Annotated in this window: 16 protein-coding genes; 11 read left to right on the forward strand and 5 right to left on the reverse strand. The window is 32.7% G+C overall.

The window, feature by feature from the left end; all coding sequences use genetic code 11:
• Positions 1-11: 11 nt before the first annotated feature.
• On the reverse strand, positions 12-1730 hold the full coding sequence (gene rho, locus BUC09_RS13290; protein ID WP_073312099.1) for a transcription termination factor Rho: 1719 nt from the start codon (positions 1728-1730) through the stop codon (positions 12-14).
• Positions 1731-1901: 171 nt separating this feature from the next.
• Between rho and BUC09_RS13295 the strand changes: the two genes are divergently transcribed.
• The 4 genes from BUC09_RS13295 (at position 1902) to BUC09_RS13310 (ending at position 5241) form a co-directional block, all read left to right on the forward strand.
• Complete coding sequence (locus tag BUC09_RS13295; RefSeq protein ID WP_073312100.1) at positions 1902-2312, forward strand: DUF4293 family protein; 411 nt, start codon at positions 1902-1904, stop codon at positions 2310-2312.
• 189 nt (positions 2313-2501) lie between these two features.
• A complete protein-coding gene (locus BUC09_RS13300; protein ID WP_073312101.1) occupies positions 2502-3167 on the forward strand; it encodes a response regulator transcription factor in 666 nt (221 codons plus the stop codon).
• 9 nt (positions 3168-3176) lie between these two features.
• Positions 3177-3488 carry a hypothetical protein gene (locus BUC09_RS13305; protein ID WP_073312102.1) on the forward strand — a complete coding sequence of 104 codons (312 nt, stop codon included), beginning with the start codon at positions 3177-3179 and terminating at the stop codon, positions 3486-3488.
• The gene (locus BUC09_RS13310) at positions 3478-5241 is read left to right on the forward strand and encodes a tetratricopeptide repeat-containing sensor histidine kinase (RefSeq protein WP_143161936.1); all 1764 of its coding nucleotides are present in this window, start codon (positions 3478-3480) and stop codon (positions 5239-5241) included. Before BUC09_RS13305 ends, BUC09_RS13310 begins: the two co-directional genes overlap by 11 nt.
• Here BUC09_RS13310 and BUC09_RS13315 read toward each other — a convergent pair whose 3' ends face one another.
• Entirely contained in the window at positions 5242-5736 is a 495-nt protein-coding gene (locus tag BUC09_RS13315) for a metallophosphoesterase family protein (protein WP_073312104.1), read from the reverse strand.
• Between the two features lie 48 nt (positions 5737-5784).
• Between BUC09_RS13315 and BUC09_RS13320 the strand changes: the two genes are divergently transcribed.
• Positions 5785-6912, forward strand: a complete 1128-nt coding sequence (locus BUC09_RS13320) for a cysteine desulfurase family protein (RefSeq protein ID WP_073312105.1) — start codon at positions 5785-5787, stop codon at positions 6910-6912.
• Complete coding sequence (locus BUC09_RS13325) at positions 6912-7805, forward strand: glycerophosphodiester phosphodiesterase (protein WP_073312106.1); 894 nt, start codon at positions 6912-6914, stop codon at positions 7803-7805. The genes BUC09_RS13320 and BUC09_RS13325 overlap by 1 nt, the downstream gene beginning before the upstream one ends.
• A gap of 38 nt (positions 7806-7843) precedes the next feature.
• Here BUC09_RS13325 and BUC09_RS13330 read toward each other — a convergent pair whose 3' ends face one another.
• Both BUC09_RS13330 and lpdA read right to left on the reverse strand, forming a co-directional pair.
• The gene (locus tag BUC09_RS13330) at positions 7844-9748 is read right to left on the reverse strand and encodes an SPFH domain-containing protein (RefSeq protein WP_073312107.1); all 1905 of its coding nucleotides are present in this window, start codon (positions 9746-9748) and stop codon (positions 7844-7846) included.
• Positions 9749-10070: 322 nt separating this feature from the next.
• Positions 10071-11459 (reverse strand): dihydrolipoyl dehydrogenase, encoded by a 1389-nt coding sequence (gene lpdA, locus BUC09_RS13335; RefSeq protein WP_073312108.1) that lies wholly within the window; start codon positions 11457-11459, stop codon positions 10071-10073.
• A gap of 273 nt (positions 11460-11732) precedes the next feature.
• On the opposite strand from lpdA, the gene BUC09_RS13340 reads away from it, so the two are divergent.
• The 5 genes from BUC09_RS13340 to purL all read left to right on the forward strand — a co-directional run bounded on the left by BUC09_RS13340 (position 11733) and on the right by purL (position 21693).
• Positions 11733-12947 (forward strand): RsmB/NOP family class I SAM-dependent RNA methyltransferase, encoded by a 1215-nt coding sequence (locus BUC09_RS13340; protein WP_073312109.1) that lies wholly within the window; start codon positions 11733-11735, stop codon positions 12945-12947.
• 101 nt (positions 12948-13048) lie between these two features.
• The gene (locus tag BUC09_RS13345) at positions 13049-14155 is read left to right on the forward strand and encodes an endonuclease (protein ID WP_073312110.1); all 1107 of its coding nucleotides are present in this window, start codon (positions 13049-13051) and stop codon (positions 14153-14155) included.
• A 62-nt stretch (positions 14156-14217) separates the two neighbouring features.
• Positions 14218-15993, forward strand: a complete 1776-nt coding sequence (locus BUC09_RS13350; RefSeq protein WP_073312111.1) for an endonuclease — start codon at positions 14218-14220, stop codon at positions 15991-15993.
• Between the two features lie 74 nt (positions 15994-16067).
• Complete coding sequence (locus BUC09_RS13355; RefSeq protein ID WP_073312112.1) at positions 16068-17894, forward strand: endonuclease; 1827 nt, start codon at positions 16068-16070, stop codon at positions 17892-17894.
• A gap of 88 nt (positions 17895-17982) precedes the next feature.
• Entirely contained in the window at positions 17983-21693 is a 3711-nt protein-coding gene (gene purL / locus BUC09_RS13360) for a phosphoribosylformylglycinamidine synthase (RefSeq protein WP_073312113.1), read from the forward strand.
• A gap of 41 nt (positions 21694-21734) precedes the next feature.
• Here the strand turns inward: purL and BUC09_RS13365 are convergent, their stop codons facing one another.
• Positions 21735-23939: an ATP-binding protein gene (locus tag BUC09_RS13365; protein ID WP_073312114.1), complete on the reverse strand. Its 2205-nt coding sequence runs from the start codon at positions 23937-23939 to the stop codon at positions 21735-21737.
• Positions 23940-24017 lie beyond the last annotated feature (78 nt).

Below are 24017 nucleotides of genomic sequence, written 5' to 3' on the forward strand. Positions count from 1 at the left end.
GGATTTGTATTTTAATCATTCATTGAAATCAAAAACTCTTCATTGTTTCTTGTTTTCTTGAATCTATCATTAATAAATTCCATTGCTTCTACTGGATTCATATCGGCTAAGTACTTACGCATAATCCACATACGTTGGATTGTTTTCTCATCAAGTAATAAATCATCACGACGTGTACTTGACGAAGTAAGATCAACAGATGGGAAGATACGACGGTTAGCAATTTTACGATCTAACTGAAGTTCCATATTACCAGTTCCTTTGAATTCTTCAAAGATAACTTCGTCCATTTTAGAACCAGTTTCAGTTAATGCAGTTGCAATAATACTTAATGAACCTCCATTTTCTACATTACGTGCCGCTCCAAAGAAACGTTTTGGCTTTTGTAATGCATTAGCGTCTACACCACCACTTAATACTTTACCAGAAGCAGGTTGAACAGTATTATAAGCACGTGCTAAACGAGTGATAGAGTCTAATAAAATTACAACATCATGCCCACATTCAACTAAACGTTTTGCTTTTTCTAAAACAATATTTGCAATTTTCACGTGTTCTTGCGGTTCTCTATCAAAAGTTGAAGCCACAACTTCAGCACGTACACTACGTTGCATATCTGTAACCTCCTCAGGACGCTCATCAATTAACAACACGATCATGTAAACTTCAGGATGATTAGCTGCAATCGCGTTAGCAATGTCTTTTAACAACATTGTTTTACCCGTTTTGGGTTGAGCAACAATCATACCACGTTGTCCTTTTCCTATTGGAGAAAACAAATCGATAATACGTGTAGATATAGAACTACCTTTTTCTGCTAATTTAAATTTTTCAGTAGGAAATACAGGAGTTAAATGTTCAAAAGAAACTCTATCACGAACTACCTGTGGATCATGACCATTTATTTTTAAAACTTTTACAAGTGGAAAATATTTTTCTCCTTCTTTTGGAGGTCGAACAACTCCCTTTACAGTGTCACCAGTTTTTAGACCAAACAAACGAATTTGTGAAGTTGATAAATAAATATCATCTGGTGAAGCTAGGTAATTATAATCCGAAGAACGAAGAAAGCCATAACCATCTGGCATCATCTCTAAAACACCTTCACTTTCTATAATTCCTTCAAACTCATAATCTGGTTCTCTGAAATTAGTAGTCTTTTTGTGTTTTTGATTTGGATTTTGGTTTTGATTTGGATTTGGATTCTGGTTAGGATTGTTATTCTTAAATCCTTTTTCAGTAGATTCTGTCTCAGTCTTAACTTCAACTTCTTGTAGTGGAGTTTGAACTTGTTCAGCTTCAGTTTCTAAGACTGGTATAGCTTGATTTTCGTTATCAATATTCGCTTTTGGATTTTTCAGCTTATTATTTTTTTGAAAACGATTATTTTTTGGATTGCGATTATCTTTAAAATCCTTTACAGGTTCTTTTTCAATTTTCTCAGTAGGTTTTTCTTCTTCAAAAGTTATAGCTTGTTGATCTTCAACTTTATTTACAACTGGTGGTTTAGTTTCTTTCACAATCCTGGCTCTCTTTTGCTTTGCTTCTTGAACTGGTGCTGAAGAAGTATCAGGATTAGAAATTTTTTCAGGATTTGCAGCTTGATAATCTAGAATTTGATAAACAAGTTCATCCTTTTTAAGTGTTTTGAATTTTGAAATTTTCGCAATCTTGGCAATTTCTTGCAACTCAGATAACTTCATTTCCTTTAAAACAGAAATATCGAACATAAATGATGTTGTGATTAAATGATAATAAGTTAACGTGGTGTTTAATTTTGAAACTTATATTCCGAAGTATGAAGTGCTTACGGATTGTTTAGGCAATATTACGAATTTTATTTAAGTAAACAATAGTTTTTTAAAAAAAGAAAATATATTTTTGCTCAACATTTAAGTAAAATGATTCAAAGAATTCAAAGTATTTATTTAGGGTTAGCCATTATTTGTAATGGTGCTTTACCTTTTGTTTTTCATTTATGGAAAATTGATGGTAATAATGTATTTTTTATGAGTATTATTGTATACACAATTTTATTTGGATTAAGTACAACTTTAGCTCTATTAAGTTTGCTTTCTTTTAAAAAAAGACAACAACAATTTGTGATGAACAGATTGAATATAATATTGAACTTAATTTTACTAGGATTATTTGTGTATCGTACACTAAATCTATCTGGAGATACTTCAGTGGTATCGGAGAAGGGTATTGGGATGTTCTTACCTATCGTAACTATCTTATTATTAGTTTTTGCTAATAAAGCCATTAAGAAGGACGAAGATCTCGTAAAATCTGTGGATCGATTAAGATAAACCTATCATCTTAGTTTATTAGTGCGAAGAAAAGCTAACCAAATTTGGTTAGCTTTTCATTTTTAAACGATTTTTTATAATTAATTTCAATTAGTTTTCTCACCAAAATTGGTGATATAAAAATCATTAATTTAGAGTATTTGATGTAAATTTATAATCCTATACATTTGAAATCAGAAACAAAACCAAATGGAAACTAAAATTAAAATACATCTTGCTGACGATCATCAAGTTCTTATTGATGGCATACTAGCAGTACTTAAAACCAACCCAAATTTTGAAGTAGTTGGGTTTTCATTAAACGGAGAAAACTTAGTTGAAAGAGTTGCAAAAAATGAAGCTCATGTACTTGTGATGGACATCAACATGCCAGAAAAAGATGGAATTCAAGTTTTAAGAGAGTTCAATGAAAAAGGATTTACTTGTAAAGTAATTATTCTTTCAAGCTATGATGATCCTAAATTAATTAAAGAGGTTATCAAATTAGGTGCAAGTGGGTATTTAACTAAACAATGTGCAGGTGAAAATATAGTTGATGCAATCACATCGGTAGCACAAGGAAACCAATATTTTTCTTCTACAATAAAAGATAAAGTTTTTGATATATTTACCGAAAACAATCAACGACAAGCACTAAGTATAGAAGACATCATTTCAGGCATAACAACTCGTGAACTTGAAATTTTAGGCTATATATGCGAAGAAAAAAGCGGAAAAGATATCAGCGAACTTTTAAACATAAGCCCTAACACTGTTGAAACACATAGAAAAAATTTAATGAAAAAGTTAAAAGTTAAAAGTTCTGTTGGATTAGTACTTTTTGCAACAAAACATAATTTAATATCGATACAATAAATTAACTAAATGGATTTAATAACTAAAAAACCTAAAACTATGCCTTACACTATGCTTAAAAATTTTGATTTCAGAAAAGACACAGGAAATCAAGTAACATCTAAATTTCAAATTCCAACAAACTGCGAACAAAAAACATTTTGTGATAATGGTGAAGCTACAATCACTATTACACTTAAAGATGGTGAGAAAGCACCAGCAAATACTTTTCAAGATATTGAAGAAACATTGACATCTAACGGAAGTGATATTCTTAAAGTTACTTTTGAACAAGTTGAAACAACAACAATAAGAAAACCTAGAGTTGACATTGTATTCTAAAATTAATAAAATTTTATTCATTGTTATTTTATTAATAACAGCATTGAACTGTTTTGGTTCTCAAAATCAGAGAACCAAAACAGATTCAATTATTTATTATGTTGAAAAAAATAAACCTTTAAAAGCAATTTCCTTTGCAAGAAAAGAGTCTGAAAGTTCACTTTTAAACAAAAATTACAATCATTACTGTGATGTAATGATTAGAAAATCAGAAATATTTAGAAATATTAATGATTATGAAAATGCTCTAAATACCTTATACGAGGCATTAGCCATAGCTGAAAAAAACAATCTAAAAAGCAAACAATGCCTTATATATCGTGGAATAGGAAATTTAAATGGATTAACTTTTGAGTTCACTAAGGCAAAAAAATATTTACACAAAGCATTAAAAATAGCTAAAACTTTAAACGACAATGATCTGTTAAGTAAAGCTAATCAAGGACTATTAAGAATTCATTATGAAACCGGTTCAGATAGTGTAGATTACTATTTAAAGAAAATTGCTTACTACAGTAGTAAATCAAATGACTTATATGAAAGGTTTAAAAATTATAGTAACTTTTCTAAAATATATTTAGATAAAGGAAACCCTGACGGAAAAAAATATCTTGATAGTGCTTACATATTTGCAAAAAAAATTGGCAGAAAAGACAATATAGCTAATACTTTAAACGACTTAGGTGTTTATTATATGAATATCCTAAAAGACAACAAAAAAGCCTTAGAAGCCTTTTTTCAAGTTCTAAAGCTTTATCCAAATTCTGAAAATTCAAAAATTTTAAGTGTTTCTTATTCAAATATATCGTATGCTTATGAACAAATGGGCGATTATAAAAAAGCACTTGAATATAATAACAAATATTATGATTTATTTTCTGAGATATCCTCTGGTAGACTAAATGCAGCTAGACAAGAAATTGAAACCAAATATCAAATTAAGAAAATTGAAGATGAGTTTAAAGAAAAACAATCATTAATAGAAGAAAGACAAGCACGAAATCAAAAACTTTTACTATTATTTGCTTCCATTTTCATACTAGCTGGATTCATATTTTACTTTTATTATCAAAATTTACTTTTAAAGCAAAAGAATAAAATAAAAGATCTTGATAATGACTTACAATATAAAATCATTAGTGCAACGTTAGACGGCCAAGATCAAGAAAGGAATAAAATTTCTGGAATATTACATGATCATGTAAGTGCCATCTTATCATCTGTAGGTTTGCATTTATCTGCTTTTGAATCTAGCTTAACTAAAGAACAAATTGAAGATCTTAAAAAAACTCGCTCATTACTTAAAGACGCACACGATAAAGTAAGAGATTTGTCACATGAATTAGTTCCTCCGCTTTTAGTAAAACTTGGACTTCAATATGCTTTAAAAGATTTATGTGAGAACAATTCAAATTCACTGTTAAGTTTTGAATTTCACTCAACTCTTGCCAGAGAAAAAAGATTTCATCCTGATTTTGAAAATAGAATCTATTTTATTGTTTCTGAGTTATTAAACAATATTATTAAACACAGTGAGGCTACTAATGCTAAACTTTCTATTGAAGAACTTGGTGATAAACTACACATTACCATAGAGGACAATGGTAAAGGATTTAACACAAACAACATTAATAAATCTAATGGTTTTGGATTAACTCAAATTCGTGCGAGAGTTAATAATATGAATGGTAAAATGAAAATTAAGTCTGAGCCTAATAAAGGAACAATCATAAATATTACGGTAGACGAATAATTATTTTTTACCTAACTCTACTATTTCTAAATCCTTAATTTTATCTCCTTCTATAATAAACCTTAGCATAGTTCGCATTTGATGAAAACCACTTTTCCCAGCTGCACCAGGATTCATATGCAATAAATTAAGTGTTTTATCAAACTGTACTTTTAAAATGTGTGAATGACCACAAATAAAAAGTTTAGGAGGATTAACTTTTAGTTCTTCCTTAATAACTGGATTATACTTTCCTGGATACCTCCCTATATGAGTAATCCAAACATCGACACCCTCACACATAAATCTATTATTCAAAGGAAATTCAAGCCTTGCTCCTCCTCCATCAATATTTCCATAAACAGCTTTTAAGGGTTTTATTTTTTTTATTGAATCAGTAACATTTAAGTTTCCTATGTCTCCTGCATGCCAAACTTCGTCTGACCAAGAAACATGCTTCATAATTGCATCATCTATATGACCATGAGTGTCTGATAAAAGAAGAATTTTTTTCAAGGTTTTGCTTTTGCTTTCAAAGATATAAAATTGCTAAATTTGGAACCTATGAAACACGTTTATTTAGATAACGCATCAACAACTCAATTGCGTAAAGAAGTTATCAATGAAATGACAAAAGTTATGAATGAAAACTTCGGTAATCCTTCATCAACACATCATTTTGGTAGAGATGCTAAAAATGTAATTGAATTATCTCGAAAAAGTATTGCAAAAAACATTAACTGTAATGCTCAAGAAATTATTTTTACTTCATGTGGTACTGAAGCCAATAATTTCATTATTCTTTCATCCATTCGCGATTTAGGAGTAAAAAGAATTATAACAAGTAAAATTGAACATCATGCTGTTTTACATACGGTTGAAGTTTTTGAAAAGCAATTTGGAACAAAAATTGACTACGTGAATATTCTTGATGATGGAACAATAGATTATAATGATTTAGAAACACTACTTTCACAAGAACAAAACACATTGGTAAGTTTGATGCACGTGAACAATGAAATTGGAACTGTTCTAAATCTAGAAAAAGTTGCCCAATTATGTAAAAACTATAATGCATATTTTCATACAGATACTGTTCAATCGATAGGGAAAACTAGAATAGATTTATCACAAATCCCTATTGATTTCTTAGTGGCTAGTGCGCATAAATTTCATGGACCAAAGGGTGTTGGTTTTGCATTTATTCGAAAAAATATTGCTTTAAAACCCATTTTACTGGGAGGCGAACAAGAAAAAGGATTAAGAGCTGGAACAGAGAGTGTTCATAATATTGCTGGAATGGCAAAAGCTTTAGAGCTTTCGCTTGAAAATTTAGAAACTGAAAAAAATAATATTTCTGAATTAAAAAAATATCTAGTTGAACAATTACAATTGAATTTTCCAGAAGTACATTTTGCAGGAAATCCAGACGAAACATTTTATAATGTAATTAATGTAATTCTACCGTTTGATACTAATAAAATAAGTATGCTTTTGTTTCAGCTTGATATGAATGGTGTTGCGGTTTCAAGAGGTAGTGCTTGCCAATCTGGTAGTGTAAAACCATCACATGTGTTAGAAGCCTTTTTATCCCACGAAGAGTTAAATAAACCTAATATTAGAGTTTCTTTTTCACATTATAATTCAACTGAAGATATCGATTATTTAATTGAAGTTCTTAAAAAAATCTAATGAAAAAATATTTTTTAGCATTGCTATTTCCTTTCATTTCTCAAGCACAAGAATTTGATATTCAAGGACATCGTGGATGTAGAGGTCTACTACCTGAAAATTCTTTAGAAGCAATGAAAAAAGCAATAGATCTTGGTGTTACCACACTCGAAATGGATGTTGTAATATCAAAAGACAAACAAGTACTTTTATCTCACGAACCTTTTTTGTCACATGAAATTTGTTTAGACAAAAGTCAAAATGAAATTACTGAAGCCAGTGAACATTCTTATAATTTATACCAAATGAATTATGAAGAAATCAAAGCATGTGACTGTGGAAGTAAAATTCATCCTAGATTTAAAGATCAATTAAAACTAAAAACATACAAACCTCTTTTGTCTGAAGTGATTGAATTTACAGAGAATTACATTGAAAAAAATTATCCTGGTAGAAAAATCTATTACAACATAGAAACGAAATCGGACCCAAAAGGCGATAGAATATATCATCCTGAGCCTAAAGAATTTGTTGATTTATTAGTAACTGTTCTTAAGGAGAAGTCTATTAAAGATAGAATTTATATTCAATCCTTTGATGTGAGAACATTACAATATTTACATCAAAAATATCCTGAGTTTAAAACAGTATTCTTAGTTGAAAATAAATTATCAATAAAAGAAAATCTAAAGTTATTAGGATTCAAACCAAATGTTTACAGTCCTGAGTTTATTTTATTAGATAAAAATAAAGTCAAGTTTCTTCATAAAAAAGGAATAAAAGTAATTCCATGGACAGTCAATAATACTGACGACATGAAAAAAATAATCAGTTGTGGTGTAGATGGTATAATTTCTGATTATCCTAACAGATATTTTGAAAATGCTTTTGAAGGAAATAATTTTGTTAAATAAAATTTAAAAAAAACGCCTCATTTGAGGCGTTTACAGTATTAATTGTTTTCTTTTTTATCTTTATTAGCATCCATCAACTCCATCAATTTCATTCCTAATAACCCGCTAATACCTCCATCAGCACCATTATTACCAGAAATCAACACATCTGGAATTACCTTAATGTTTCCTTTACCAATTTCTTCTGTGATTTTATATTTGGTAAAGTTATCGCCACCCATTGCAGAAACTTGCAATTGATAAGCTTCAGCAGTAGATTTACCAATCGCCATAATCTTTTCAGCTTCAGCTAATCCAGTTTTAGAGATTTTTTCAGCTTCTGCACTAGCGTTTAAACGAGTTGCTTCAGCTTGAGCACCAGCTCTTGCTTTTGTAGCCTCTGCTTCAGCGTTTGCTCTCATTTTTGTAGCTTCAGCTTCAGCATTAACATTTAATTTTAAACTCGTTGCATCACCTTCTGCTTTTTTAACCGTTGCATCTGCTGTACGTTGCGCAATTTCAACACTTTGTGAAGCACGTACTATTTCTTTTTGCATATCGGCAATAGCTGTTTCTTTTTCAACACCTTGACGTTGTTCTTGTGCTAATTTTTGCGTTTGATACGTTTTTTGTTCTTCTTCCGCAATCTTTCTGTCAGTTAAAGTTTTCATTAACGAATCTGGCGGAACAATATCTCCAATTAATGTATCAACTGCATTCACATTATACTCGTCTAAAACAGTTTTAATATGATTTTTTGCTGATTCTTGACGTTCTTTACGTGTGCTTAAGAACGAAATTACATCGCTATCTTGAGCAGAGTTTCTAAAGTAGTTACCAATTGTTGGTTCTAATACCTGAGAAACTAAGTTGGTCATACTTCCAAAACGAGCAATTACTTTTGGTGCTTCGTTTGCCGGAACGTGAATAATTTGAGCGACATCCAAATTGAAAGGGAAACCGTCTTTTGAACGTACTGTAATTGTTGATAAATTTTTATCTAAATCATGTGATTCACTACGTGCATTTGCCCAGTTTAAAACCAAGTTTGTTGTAGGAACTGCTTCTAATTTAGTGGTGTATTTATTCAGCGCATATTTACCCGGACCAAATGGTTCCATCCAAACTCCACGTTGTCCTTTAGATACGATATTACCGTGTTTAAATGTTTCACCTGTAACATCTTGACCATCTTCACCAATATAAGAAATCACTACGCCAACATAACCAATAGGCACATCTGTCATCGGGTTTTGTTCGATTTGAATTGCCCAAGTGTTGATGTAATATGAACCTGCCAACATCACTTGAGGTTGTAATCCTCTGTTTCCATTTTTTTCCAAGAATTCATCAAAATCCTGAAAATTGTTATGGCCTTCAACAAACTTACCTGCAATTTGGCCTAATGGAATAGGTTCTCCATCTAATGCAGTTACAATACCAACCATATTCTCGAATATTTTTACCTGATCAGCAATTACTATCTCGAAAAGGAATGTATTAATACGGTAAGAACCTGTAGTAATAAAAGCTGTTTGACGCCCCTTTTGTCCACCATTATCTAAAAAGGCAGTAGCGTCTTGAAAATTATCACTTTCTACTTTTCTTGCTAAGATTCGTCCAGTAGGAATCTCTTTACCATCTTTACTTAGCACTAAACCAATTTTTCCTTCCGGAATAATAGTAAAGGAAGTCATATCTACCGAATATTGCCAAATCCACATCGCCCAGTATAATCCTGGTGCTAATGTTTGTGCCTGAAAACCAGCCTCTCCTTTGGTTGCTATAATTCTACCATCTGGTAATGATTTATTTGCGCCAAAAAGTACGAATTTTTTAGTTACTAAACCGATTTTGTCTTCTGGAACAATTACCATTCCAAAGAAAACTCTTAAAACGAATTTGTAAAATACGATGGATAATACCAACAGGATTAACCACCAAAAAGATAAAATTGTTGTCATATAAATTTAATTAATAAAAAAACGAATTCTGATTTTAAGATAGAGTTCAACCAGAAAAAGTTTCCGGGTAAAATCTCAGGTTGAAGAAACCTTGGGTCGAAATGAATATTTTCGATAGACGTTTAGAAGTTACAACACTTATGTGTCATTTTTGGTCTGAAATTATTTTAAAATCTGTAATTATACGTGAGGATATTTTAAAAGTTACAGAAAATCTTTAAAATATTTTCAGTAAATATGTAAATCACTAATAATATGATAAATAAAAAGTCCGTATTGATTTTCAATACGGACTAATATTTTAATAATTTATATATCTAAATTATAAGTGAATTACTTCTCCATAAGCATCAGCAACAGCTTCCATAACAGCCTCACTCATTGTAGGGTGTGGATGAACCGCTTTTAAGATTTCGTGTCCAGTAGTTTCTAATTTACGAGCAACAACTGCTTCAGCGATCATATCTGTAACACCAGCACCAATCATATGACAACCTAACCACTCTCCATATTTAGCATCAAAAATAACTTTAACAAAACCATCAGGAGTTCCTGCAGCTTTTGCTTTACCTGAAGCTGAGAATGGGAATTTACCAATTTTCAATTCGTATCCTTTTTCTTTAGCAGCTTTTTCAGTCAAACCTACAGAAGCAATTTCCGGAGTTGCATAAGTACAACCAGGAATATTACCATAATCTAATGGCTCAACATGTAACCCAGCTATTTTTTCTACACATAAAATACCTTCTGCAGAAGCAACGTGTGCTAAAGCTTGCCCAGGAGTAACGTCTCCAATAGCGTAATATCCAGGAACATTTGTTTGGTAGTAAGCGTTTACTAAGATTTTATCTCTATCTGTAGCAATACCAGTTTCTTCTAAACCAATATTTTCAATATTTGTTTTAATACCTACAGCTGAAAGCACGATATCTGCTTCAAGAATTTCTTCTCCTTTAGCCGTTTTAACTGTAGCCTTTACTCCTGCTCCAGTAGTATCAACTTTCTCAACAGAAGCATTTGTCATTACATTTATTCCAGCTTTCTTTAAAGAACGCTCAAATTGTTTTGAAATATCTTCATCTTCAACCGGCACAACATTTGGCATGAACTCTACAATAGTAACCTCAGTTCCCATAGAGTTATAAAAATGTGCAAATTCTACTCCAATAGCTCCTGATCCTACTACAATCATTTTCTTTGGTTGATCAGGTAATACCATAGCTTGACGGTATCCTATTACTTTTTTACCATCCTGTGGTAAATTAGGTAATTCTCTTGAACGAGCTCCTGTAGCAATGATAATATGGTCTGCAGAATATTCAGTTACTTTTCCATCTGCAGCAGTAACATCAACTTTTTTTCCAGGTTTCACTTTTCCAAAACCATCAATAACATCAATCTTGTTTTTCTTCATTAAGAATTGAACTCCTTTGCTCATTCCTTCAGCAACACCTCTTGAACGTGCAATTACAGCTCCAAAATCTTTATCAACATTATCTACTTTTAAACCATAATCTGAAGCATGTTTTAGGTAATCAAAAACCTGAGCAGATTTTAATAATGCTTTCGTTGGAATACAACCCCAATTCAAACAAATTCCGCCTAAATTTTCTTTTTCAATAACGGCAACTTTAAAGCCTAATTGTGATGCTCTGATGGCAGTTACATATCCTCCAGGACCACTTCCTAAAACAATAATATCGTATTTCATAACGTAAAATTTTCTAAATTTCAGAGCACGAAAATACATAATAAATATAGAGTAGTAAAATATTCTTATAATTATTTGGGCGTTACCCTTCGGGTCACGTGTTACGCGCTACATGGTAGCAAGCTTCACCCGTTAACGCATTAAAATGTTAACCCAACACCTATTAAACTTTACTAATTAAAAAAACTTCTAACTTCAAACATCTAACTTTTTTACACTGAGCTTGTCGAAGGGCAAACTTTACACTATCTTTGCACGCTCAAAATTAACATCATGCGATTACATAGAAACTTAGTTTACACAACAATAGACTCTTTAAATGCCATTTTTAATGAAGGTGAATATGCCGACAAAGTAGTTGCTCGTGCATTAAAAAAAGACAAACGTTGGGGAAGCGCTGACCGTAAATTTGTGGCAGAAACTATCTATGAAATTGTACGTTGGAAACGTTTGTATGCTGAAATTGCAGAAGTTAAAGAACCTTTTACTCGTGAAAATCTTTGGAGAATATTTGCAGCTTGGGCTGTTCTAAGAGGTTATACTATTCCAGATTGGAACCAATTACAAGGAACCCCAGAACGTAAAATTAAAGGTCGTTTTGATGAACTATCAAAACACAGAGCTATCAAAGAATCTATTCCTGATTGGATGGATGAACTTGGTGTAAAAGAATTGGGAGAAGAAACTTGGAAAAAAGAAATTAAAGCACAAAACGAACAAGCAAAAGTAATTTTGCGTGTTAATACTTTAAAAATTACTCCAGAAAAACTTCACTCTCGCTTAATGGATGCTAACATTGAGACTGAATTTATTAAAAACCAATCTCAAGCATTAGTTTTAAAAGAACGCGCTAATGTTTTTTTAACGCAAGAGTTCAAAGATGGTTTGTTTGAAGTTCAAGATGCATCTTCACAACTTGTAGCTCCTTTATTAGATGTAAAACCAGGAATGCGTGTAGTAGATACTTGTGCAGGCGCAGGAGGAAAAACATTACATCTTGCAGCAATGATGGAAAATAAAGGCCAATTGATTGCTTTAGATTTGTACGAAAGTAAATTGAATCAATTAAAACTTCGAGCACGTCGTAATGGTGTACATAATATCGAAACTCGTGTAATTGAAAATTCAAAAACTATAAAGAAACTACATGAAAAGGCTGATAGAGTTTTAATAGATGCTCCATGTAGTGGTTTAGGTGTTCTAAAACGTAATCCTGATAGTAAATGGAAATTACAGCCAGAATTTATTGATAATATAAAGAAAGTACAGGCAGAAGTTTTAGAAAATTACTCTAAAATTGTTAAACCTGGGGGAAAACTTGTTTATGCAACTTGTTCTATCTTACCATCTGAAAATCAAGAACAAATCAAACGATTTTTAACTACAGAAAGCGGAAAAAATTTTACCTTTGTAGAAGATCATAAGATTCTTGCTCATGAGTCAGGATTTGATGGTTTTTATATGGCTTTATTAGAAAGAAAAGCATAACAAAACTAAAAAAGTTCAAAAAAATAATTATTCCAAAAAGCAATACAATTAAAAATTACGATTGCTTATATTTTTTATTCCCAAACTAAATAAATTATTTTATGAAAAAAATCTACTTTTTTATCTGTTTGTTAGTATCTATTACAGCTATATCTCAAGATGGAGCTCCAGCTGCACCCTATTATAATGGATTCAATTGGACTATAACAGGGCAAAATTTGAAAAATGCCTTATCAACAAAAATTATTGATACGCATACTAATTTTCTTTCTTACACTCCAGGGGTTTGGGAAGCATCTAAGATAACTGATTTAGACCCAACAGATGCTACTAACACAAATGTTTTATTGCTTTATGGATTTAGCAATAATATTTGTCCAACATCAACATCTGACGATAACGACCATAGACGTAGAAATAAAGATTCTAATGGAGGAAATAACACATGCGAATGGAACAGAGAACATGTTTATGCAAAATCTCTTGGTACACCTGCTTTAGATGATGCTGCACCCAGTGATGCTGGTGAAGATGCTCATCATTTAAGAGCTTCTGACGTGCAAAGAAATGGAGCACGTGGAAATAGAAAATTTGCTGCTGGCTCTGGTAATTCTGGAAATGTAGGAGCAGACTGGTATCCTGGAGATGAATGGAAAGGGGATGTAGCAAGAATGATGATGTACATGTATTTGCGATATCCATCACAATGCTTACCTATAAATGTGGGAACAGGAGCTACAGTTGCTAACGATCCAAATATGCTAAATCTATTTTTACAATGGAATGCAGAAGATCCAGTTTCTCAATATGAAGATAACAGGAATACTTATCATGATTCTAATGGAACATATGCACAAGGAAATAGGAATCCATTTATTGATAATCCTTATTTAGCAACTGTTATTTGGGGTGGAACACCAGCTCAAAATCGTTGGCCTTCTGTCTTCCTTTCAACCAATGAATTTGTAGCACTTGAAAGATCATCAGTATATCCTAATCCATCCAATACAAACTCAGTAAATCTCTATTCTGAAGTAAATATTGAAGAAATTCAAATCATTAATTTGAACGGTCAATTAATACAAATTATCAAAAATTCAGAAACAGATAAGAAAAGTATTACAGTTAACAATTTACCTCAAGGCTTTTATTTATTGAAGTTAAGATCTGGTAATGCAATTTCAACAAAAAAAGTAATCATAAATTAATTGTTATAATATCTTTTTTGATAGATTTGTTGCCCCATTCTTAAAATAAAACTTAAATGTTTATGAAACAGAAAATTACTTTTCTTTTATTCTTAATTTCAGGAATAACTTTAGCACAAATTCCTGCAGGATATTACAATACTGCAACTGGCTCTGGAGCAGTTTTAAAAACTCAATTATATAATATAATTAAAGGACATACTAATAATGGATATGATGGTCTCTATACGACTTATCAAACGTCTGATATTGATAGTTTTTACGAAAATGATGGAACAATAATGGACATGTATTCAGAGCGTCCAACTGCTGCAGATCCATACAACTATGGTTCAGGTCCATCTCAAAGATGTGGAAATTATAGTTCGGAAGGGGATTGTTATAACAGAGAACACATAATACCACAATCAACTTTTAGTTCTGCTAATCCTATGGTTGCTGATGCACATTTTATTACCCCTACTGATGGTAAAGTTAATGGTATGAGAAGCAATTACCCTCACGGAAATGTTGCTACTGCATCATGGACTTCTCTTAATGGTGGAAAATTAGGTAGTAGTGCAGTTAGTGGATATACTGGAACTGTTTTTGAACCAATTAATGAGTTTAAAGGAGATATCGCTAGAATGTATTTTTACTTTGTAACACGTTATGAAAATACTGTTTCAGGTTATTCTTATGCTGCATTTAGTGGAAATACTTTTCCTGCATTAGATTCTGCTTTTTTATCAATGTTAATGACATGGCATAATAATGATCCTGTTAGTGCGTTTGAAATTACTAGAAATAATGCAATCTACGCAAGACAAGGAAACAGAAATCCTTATATTGACCACCCTGAATATGTTGCAATGGTTTGGGGAGGTGGAAGCTGTCCTGCAGACTCAGTTGCTCCTTCAGTACCAACAACATTAACTTCAACTGGAAACTCATCAAGTACAATAAGTTTAACTTGGGGAGCTAGTACTGATAATACTGCAGTAACAAATTATGACGTTTATGTAAATGGTGTGAAATGGGCATCTAGTGGTGGAACAACTTCTATTACATTATCAGGACTCGATCCATCAACAACTTATAGTATTTATGTAGTTGCAAAAGATTGTCAAAACAATGTATCTTCACCTAGTAATACTATTAACGTAAATACAGCAGCCCCTGGAACATGTTCATCAAATGTAAATGAAACTTTTGAAACAATTCCTGCTAATTCATCTGCATATACGACCAATTCTTGGACAACTGGAGGAATTACATGGACTGCAACAGATTCTAGAACTGATCAAACAATAACAAGTAGAGCAATTACTGTTAGAAACGGTACTTTATCTGCAACAGCATTTGCCGAAGGAATTGGAAGTTTAACAGTAAAAACACAATTAAAATTTGCGGGTTCAAGCGGTAGCTTTAACTTAAAAGTAAACGGTACAACTGTAGGGACAATACCATATAGCTCAACAGCAACTTCAACTACTATTTCTAATATAAATATTCCTGGAAATGTAATTATTTCCTTCGAAGATAACTCTACAACAACTAATAGAGTTGCTTTCGATGATTTAACTTGGATTTGTTTTGCTACTCTTAGCACAGAGAATTTTACAGAAAATACCTTTTCAATCTACCCTAACCCATCAAATGGTAATTTTAGAATTGAGTATGATCCAGCAATTGGAAACATAAATGTTGAAATTTTCTCCGCTATAGGACAAAAGGTATTTGAAAAACAAAATATAAACGATACTAACATTTCAACTAACAATCTTCAAAAAGGCATTTACCTGCTAAAAATCACAAATGATTCAAAATCAATTGTTAAGAAAATTGTTATTAACTAATTTAAAGCGGTCGTTTGACCGCTTTTTTTTTAACTATTTTTGAACCAACAACAACAAAAACAAACACTAACTAAATGAAAACAAAACTGTTATGGGTAGTGCTTCTATCCTCATGGCTTTGTGATGCCCAGGCTCCCTCTGGTTATTACAATTCCGCAACTGGAACTGGCTACACTCTAAAAACCCAGTTGTACAACATTATTAAGGGACATACTGACAGAGGTTACGCAGGACTCTGGACAACCTATCAAACTTCGGATAGGGATAATCAAAACGAAAATGACAACACTATTTTTGACCTGTATTCAGAAAACCCAAACGGAATTGACCCTTACAACTATTTTTACAGTACCGATCAATGCGGAACCTATGCTAAAGAAGGCGATTGTTATAATCGTGAGCATATGGTTCCGCAGTCTGTTTTTAATTCATCCTCACCAATGGTATCTGATGCACATTTTATTCCGCCAACAGACGGTAAGGTTAATGGTATGCGTTCAGACTATCCACATGGTAATGTTGCATCTACTAGCTGGACATCATTAAACGGAAGTAAATTGGGAACAAGCGCTGTTTCAGGATACACTGGAACAGTTTTTGAACCAAACCCTGCTTTTAAAGGAGATATTGCAAGAATGTACTTTTATTTTGCTACTCGCTACGAAAATGTTATTGCTAGTTATACTTATCCTATGTTTAACAAAACGAGCAATCAAGTTTTTACAACAGCATTTAGAGATATGCTCTTAGCTTGGCATGCTGCTGATCCTGTAAGCGCAAGAGAAATTGCTAGAAATAACGCAATCTACGCTAGACAAGGAAACAGAAATCCTTTTATAGACAATCCAAACTATGTAAACATGATTTGGGGTGGAGGAACATCTGATACTACTCCACCATCAGTTCCATCTAATTTAATAGCATCAAGTATAACTGCAACAAGTTTTACACTATCTTGGACTGCTTCGACAGATAATGTAGGTGTAACTGGTTATAACGTGTATCAAAATGGTTCTTTGAAAACAACTGTGACTGGTACTTCAACTACGGTATCAGGGTTAACTTCTTCAACAACATATTCATTTACTGTTAAAGCTAAAGATGCAGCTGGAAATATTTCAGGTTCAAGTACAACATTAAATGTTACTACTTCATCTTCAGCTCCAACAGTGTCTGATTTGTATTTTTCAGAGTATGTAGAAGGTTCTTCTAACAATAAAGCGCTTGAAATTACTAACAGAACTGGTGTTTCAATTAATTTATCTGCTTATTCGATAAAAAAACAAACTAATGGTGCTGGATCATGGAGTGCCGGATTAACATTAAGTGGGACTTTAGCAAATAATGGTAAATATGTAATTGTAAATAGTTCAATATCGACAGCTTGCTACTCCTCTGCAAATGTTTCGACATCAGCGACTGAAATGGCATATAATGGAAATGATGCCGTTGGATTGTTTAAAAATGGAACTCTTATAGATATTATAGGAACTTTTAATGGAGGCAGCGCGAATTTCTCTGCAGATGAAACATTAAGAAGAAAAACAACTGCAAATGTTCCTAAAAATACTTTTAATAAAACTGCCGACTGGGATATATACACAATAGATACTTGCAATGATTTGGGTAACAAAATGAGCAATGAAAATAATATAAAAGATAGTTCAGATATCAGTTTTGATATTTATCCTAATCCCGCTAAAGGTTATTTTAATATCTCTTTAAACAATTTCCAAAAAGGATTTATGGTTGAAATTTATTCTGTTTTAGGAAATAAGGTTTATGAAAATAACGATGTAACATCACAAGAAATAAATATTTCAAATCTGCAAACTGGGGTTTACTTGATAAAAATCTCAAAAGATTCTGAAACCAAAATCAAAAAAGTAATTATCAACTAAAAAATAAAGTGCCAATTGGCACTTTATTTTTTTTATTTAAAATTTGAAATAGTAAATTTGCAACACAAAACACAACAACACACTCATAATGATTCATTTTTTTGGTAACTCAACCAACACAGTCTTTGCTGTACAATCGCAAAACGAATTATCGACTGAAGACATCAACAAATTAAACTGGCTTTTTGGCAACGCACATAAAATAGAAAAATCCGTATTATCGGATTTTTTTGTTGGACCCCGCGCCGCTATGATCACGCCTTGGAGTACCAATGCTGTTGAAATTACTCAGAACATGGGGATTTCAGGAATTATCCGAATTGAAGAGTATGAAAAATCAACTGCAGATTTCAACGCTTTCGATCCGATGATTTCTCAAAAATATGCAGAATTAAACCAAGATATTTTCACCATCAACATTCAGCCGGAACCAATTCTGGACATTGATGATATCGCTGCTTACAACAAACAGGAAGGTTTGGCTCTAAGTGATGAAGAAGTAGAATATTTGAATAATTTAGCAACCAAATTGGGAAGAAAACTAACCGATTCAGAAGTTTTCGCTTTCTCTCAGGCCAATTCAGAGCACTGCCGTCACAAAATTTTCAACGGAACTTTTGTGGTAGACGGTGAAGAGAAACCAACTTCTCTGTTCAAATTAATCAAGAAAACATCGGAAACAAATCCAAACGATATCGTTTCTGCTTATAAAGACAATGTTGCTTTTGTAAAAGGTCCAAAAGTGACGCAATTCGCTCCCAAAAGTGCTGACAAGCCAGACTTTTATGAAGAGAAAGAATTTGACTCGGTACTTTCCCTAAAAGCGGAAACCCACAACTTCCCTACTACAGTGGAGCCATTCAGTGGTGCCGCTACAGGTTCAGGAGGGGAAATCCGTGACCGTTTAGCGGGAGGACAAGGTTCTTTGCCACTGGCAGGAACTGCAGTTTACATGACTTCTTACTCAAGACTAGAGGAGAACAGAGCTTGGGAAGAAGCGATGAACGAAAGACCTTGGTTATACCAAACACCAATGGATATCTTAATCAAAGCTTCCAACGGTGCTTCTGATTTCGGTAACAAATTTGGGCAACCGCTAATTACAGGTTCTATTTTAACATTCGAACACGAAGAGAAAGCTTCGACAGGCTCAGCTCAGGCTCGCAAAATTGGTTACGATAAAGTAATCATGCAGGCGGGTGGAATCGGTTACGGAAAAATAGACCAAGCTATTAAAAAGAAACCACAGGAAGGCGATAAAATCGTAATCTTAGGTGGTGAAAATTATAGAATCGGAATGGGCGGTGCTGCGGTTTCTTCTGCAGACACAGGTGCTTTCGGTTCAGGAATCGAATTGAATGCCATCCAACGTTCCAATCCGGAAATGCAGAAACGTGCCGCTAATGCCATTCGTGGTTTAGTGGAAAGCGACAACAACCCGATTGTTTCCATTCACGATCACGGTGCGGGTGGTCATTTGAACTGTCTTTCGGAATTAGTGGAAGATACGGGTGGTTTAATCGATTTAGATAAATTACCGGTTGGCGACCCTACCCTTTCGGCAAAAGAAATCATCGGAAACGAATCGCAGGAGCGAATGGGGTTGGTTATCGGTGAAAAAGACATTGATATTCTTCAGAAAATTGCCGACCGTGAGCGTTCGCCAATGTATCAGGTGGGTGATGTAACTGCGGATCATCGTTTTACGTTTGAATCCAAAACAACAGGCGCAAAACCAATGGATTATGCGTTGGAAGATTTCTTCGGAAGTTCGCCAAAAACCATCATGACCGATAAAACGGTTGCGACAAATTACTCGGATTTAAACTATGCAACAGAAAATATTCCAACCTATCTAAACCAAGTGCTTCAATTAGAAGCAGTAGCCTGTAAAGACTGGTTAACCAACAAAGTAGACCGTTGTGTGGGCGGACGTGTAGCGAAACAACAATGTGCCGGACCCTTACAATTACCCTTGAATAACGTTGGGGTTATGGCGTTGGATTTCAAAGGAAAAGAAGGAATTGCCACAACAATAGGACACTCTCCTGTTGCTGCTTTGGTTGATCCTGTTGCTGGTTCAAGAACTGCCATTGCAGAAGCGCTTTCAAACATCGTATGGGCTCCGCTAAAAGACGGTTTAAAATCGGTTTCGCTTTCAGCAAACTGGATGTGGGCTTGTAAAAACGAAGGTGAAGATGCACGTTTATACGAAGCCGTAAAAGGTTGTTCGGATTTCGCTATCGAATTAGGAATCAACATCCCAACAGGAAAAGATTCCCTTTCCATGAAACAGAAATACCCGAATGATGAGGTAATCGCGCCGGGAACGGTTATTATTTCAGCAGCTGGAAACTGTTCAAACATTACTAAAGTTGTGGAACCTGTTTTACAAAGAAATGGCGGAAACATCTATTATATCAATTTATCACAAGATACTTTCAAATTAGGAGGTTCTTCTTTTGCACAGATTTTAAATAAAGTGGGGACAGAAGTTCCAACCATTAAAGATTCTGTTTATTTCAGAAAAGCATTCAATGCGGTTCAAAACTTAATCAAAGAGAGAAAAATTAAAGCAGGACATGATATTGGAAGCGGCGGTTTAATCACAACTTTATTAGAAATGTGTTTTGCAGACGTGAATCTTGGTGCTCGCTTTGACTTGAGTGCTTTAGGAGAAACTGATACGGTAAAAGCTTTATTTAATGAAAATATTGGAATCGTATTCCAATCTACCGAATCTGAAGAAGCTATGGATTTGGCTTTTGCAAAACGAAATGTAAAAGTCTTTAAAATTGGTGAAGTAGTTGAAGGAGATTCAATCTCAATAACCAATGGTAATGATAATTTCAATTTTTCAATTTCTGAATTAAGAGATACTTGGTTTAAAACCTCTTTCCTTTTAGATTCCAAACAATCTAAAAACGGAACAGCTTTAGAGCGTTATAACAATTACAAAAACCAACCGTTAACCTATACTTTCCCTTCACATTTTGACGGAACCCTTCGACAAGCTCAGGGAACAATTGCTCCAGTTGGTTCAAGACCGAAAGCGGCTATTATTCGTGAAAAGGGAAGTAATTCGGAGCGTGAAATGGCAAATGCAATGTACCTGGCAGGATTCGATGTAAAAGATGTTCACATGACCGATTTGATTTCAGGTCGTGAAACATTGGAAGATATCCAATTCATCGGAGCTGTTGGTGGATTCTCGAATTCAGACGTTTTAGGTTCAGCTAAAGGTTGGGCCGGAGCGTTTTTATACAACGAAAAAGCAAAAACTGCGTTGGAGAATTTCTTCAAACGCGAGGATACGCTTTCTGTAGGAATCTGTAACGGTTGTCAGTTGTTCATGGAATTGGAGTTGATCAATCCGGAGCACGAAGTTCACGGAAAAATGCTTCACAACAATTCACACAAACACGAAAGCGGATTTACTTCGGTAACTGTTCAAAAAAACAATTCGGTAATGCTTTCAACTTTAGAAGGTGCTACCTTAGGAGTTTGGATTTCTCACGGTGAAGGTAAATTCAACTTACCATATTCAGAAGACCAATACAACATTGTTGGTAAATACGGTTATGAAGGATATCCGGCGAATCCAAATGGTTCTGCATTCAACACGGCTATGATGTGCGACAAAACTGGTCGTCACTTAGTAACCATGCCACACATAGAGCGTTCTACTTTCCCTTGGAACTGGGCACACTATCCAGATCAAGGACATAAAGACGAAGTAACTCCTTGGCACGAAGCGTTTGTGAATGCACGTAAATGGATTGAAAAAAAGAACAAATAAAATTTTCATACAAAAAAAAGCACTTTTATAAGGTGCTTTTTTTATGCTGTAATGGTATTTAATATAGTTTCATAAAGTTCTTCCACATCGACAGGTTTACTTAGAACTTTTTTAATTCTTGAAGCAGAAAACAATTCTTTATTGATATCTTCAGAAATGGCAGTCAATGCTATGATTGGTATGTATGGCTTTTTTTTAGAGATATAATCAGAAGCTTCAAAACCATCCATAATAGGCATCATAATATCCATTAAAATCAAATCATAATCATTTTCATCAACTTTTTTACAAGCTTCTAATCCATCATTAGCTACCTCGCAACAATACCCTTTTTTTAGAATAATTTTTTTAGTTATTAATTGGTTGGTTTTATTATCCTCAACTAGTAAAATTTTAACTTTTGAAGGATCTTTAATTTCTTTTATTACCTTTTTGTCATCTAAATTTTCCGAATAAATTTCAAAATCAAGTGAAAAAGAAATTGTAGTACCTTTATTAGGTTCAGAATCAATTGAAATAGATTTATTAAATAATTCTAATGTCTTTTTCACTAAAGTTAAGCCTAGACCAGAACCTCCATATTCATAATTTATTTTCTCTGAACCTTGGAAAAACAAATCATATATCTTCTCTTTGATTTCATCATCTATTCCTATTCCTGTATCTTTAATAAGAAACTGTATTTCAATATTTTTATCATCTCGACTTACTTCATTTAATTCAACGACAACACTTCCATCTTTAGAAAATTTAAATGCGTTATCTACTAGACTCACCAACACTTGATATAATTTAGATTCATCAAAAACTAGTTTTTTTGGTATCCCAATATCATATTTTAAAGATGCTGTATTGTTATTTCCCCTACTCTTTTTTACAGTTGTCAAAATCTTATTAACAAGCTCTTCTAATTTTATAATATCTCTTTTGGGAACGTAATCATTTTCTAAACTATCTATGACATTTATTTCTATGATATTCCCAGATAAACTATATAAGTTTTGTACTGATGCTTGTAGTTGTTCAATATTTTTTTCATAGTTACTCTTGTCTTCTTCCATCAAGTGTAATAATCCATTAAGAGTATAAATAGGTGTTCTCAATTCATGTGAGATAGTATCTAATAATTTTTTCTTAATATTTAACGCTGATTCCAAATCAGAATTTACCTTACGAAGCATTTCGTTTTTTTCGTTAAGCAAGTTATTTATTGAATTTTTAAACTTTGCATTACGATATTGGAAATATAACAAAACAACTAAAGTCAATATTGCAACTGAAAAAATAATAAGAAGATAGTTTTTGTACTTTTCGTTCTCACTTTTAAGTTTATTCTCCTTTATAATTGACTGGAATTCAATGTTTTTTATTTGCAATTCTCTTTTTTGATTTAAAGAATTATTCATTTTTACAATTCTATAAACCAATCGCTTTTTAAAGAAATCACTAGCTATTTTTAAATTTTCTGCCGCTTGTTTGTATTTTCCCTGCTTCTCATATAGTTTACCTAGTACAAAATAGTATCTTGATTTTAACAAAAAGTCTTCATCATGATTTTGAAAAATATTTGAGTTTTTAGCTATTTGCAAATACTTCAATGCATTATCAAAATCAAGCAAATTATAATAACTCTCTGCTATAAGTAAATTTACCTCTGGTTGATCTAAATCACCACCAGTTTCTCTATTAATCTCTAAATATTTCTTGCCATTTTCTAATGTTTTTTTCCAATCTTCTTTTTTTAAATATAAAAGTGTAAGATTGTAGTACATGTCTACTTGCTTAACTTTAGGTGCGTATTTTTTTAAAAATTGTTCGGCAAGCAAAGTATATTTTTCATCTAATTCTTCATTTCCTTGTGAATTGTAAAATACTGCTAGATGTTCATAGTATTCTCCTCTTATACAATTATTGCTATGCTCATTTAAAACTTTCTCGGCTTTATTGAGGACCTTTTTACTAGTAGTATAGTCAAACTTAGTAATGTGATAATAGGAAATTTCTAGATATAAGTAGAGTAATTGATCGAAGTTTTTTTCTTCAATTAACCTTTTTTCTAATTGATTTATGATTTTTGACCCTTTTTGGTAATGCTCATAATCATCTACATCAAGAATTTTTCGGGCATCCTCAAACTCTTTTAAAACTTTTGGGTCTATTGCTGTTTGATCTTGAAAAGCTAAAAGTTGAATAGAAATAAAACAAAATATTATAACAAAATAAGATGATGATTTTTTAAACATCATACTCAAAATTGTGGTAAAATAGGTTTTAGTTTTAAAATTCACCTTATCTGATTAATTTTTATCAATTTACAACAATAA

The sequence above is a fragment of the Flavobacterium terrae genome, assembly GCF_900142035.1.
Taxonomy (GTDB): domain Bacteria; phylum Bacteroidota; class Bacteroidia; order Flavobacteriales; family Flavobacteriaceae; genus Flavobacterium; species Flavobacterium terrae.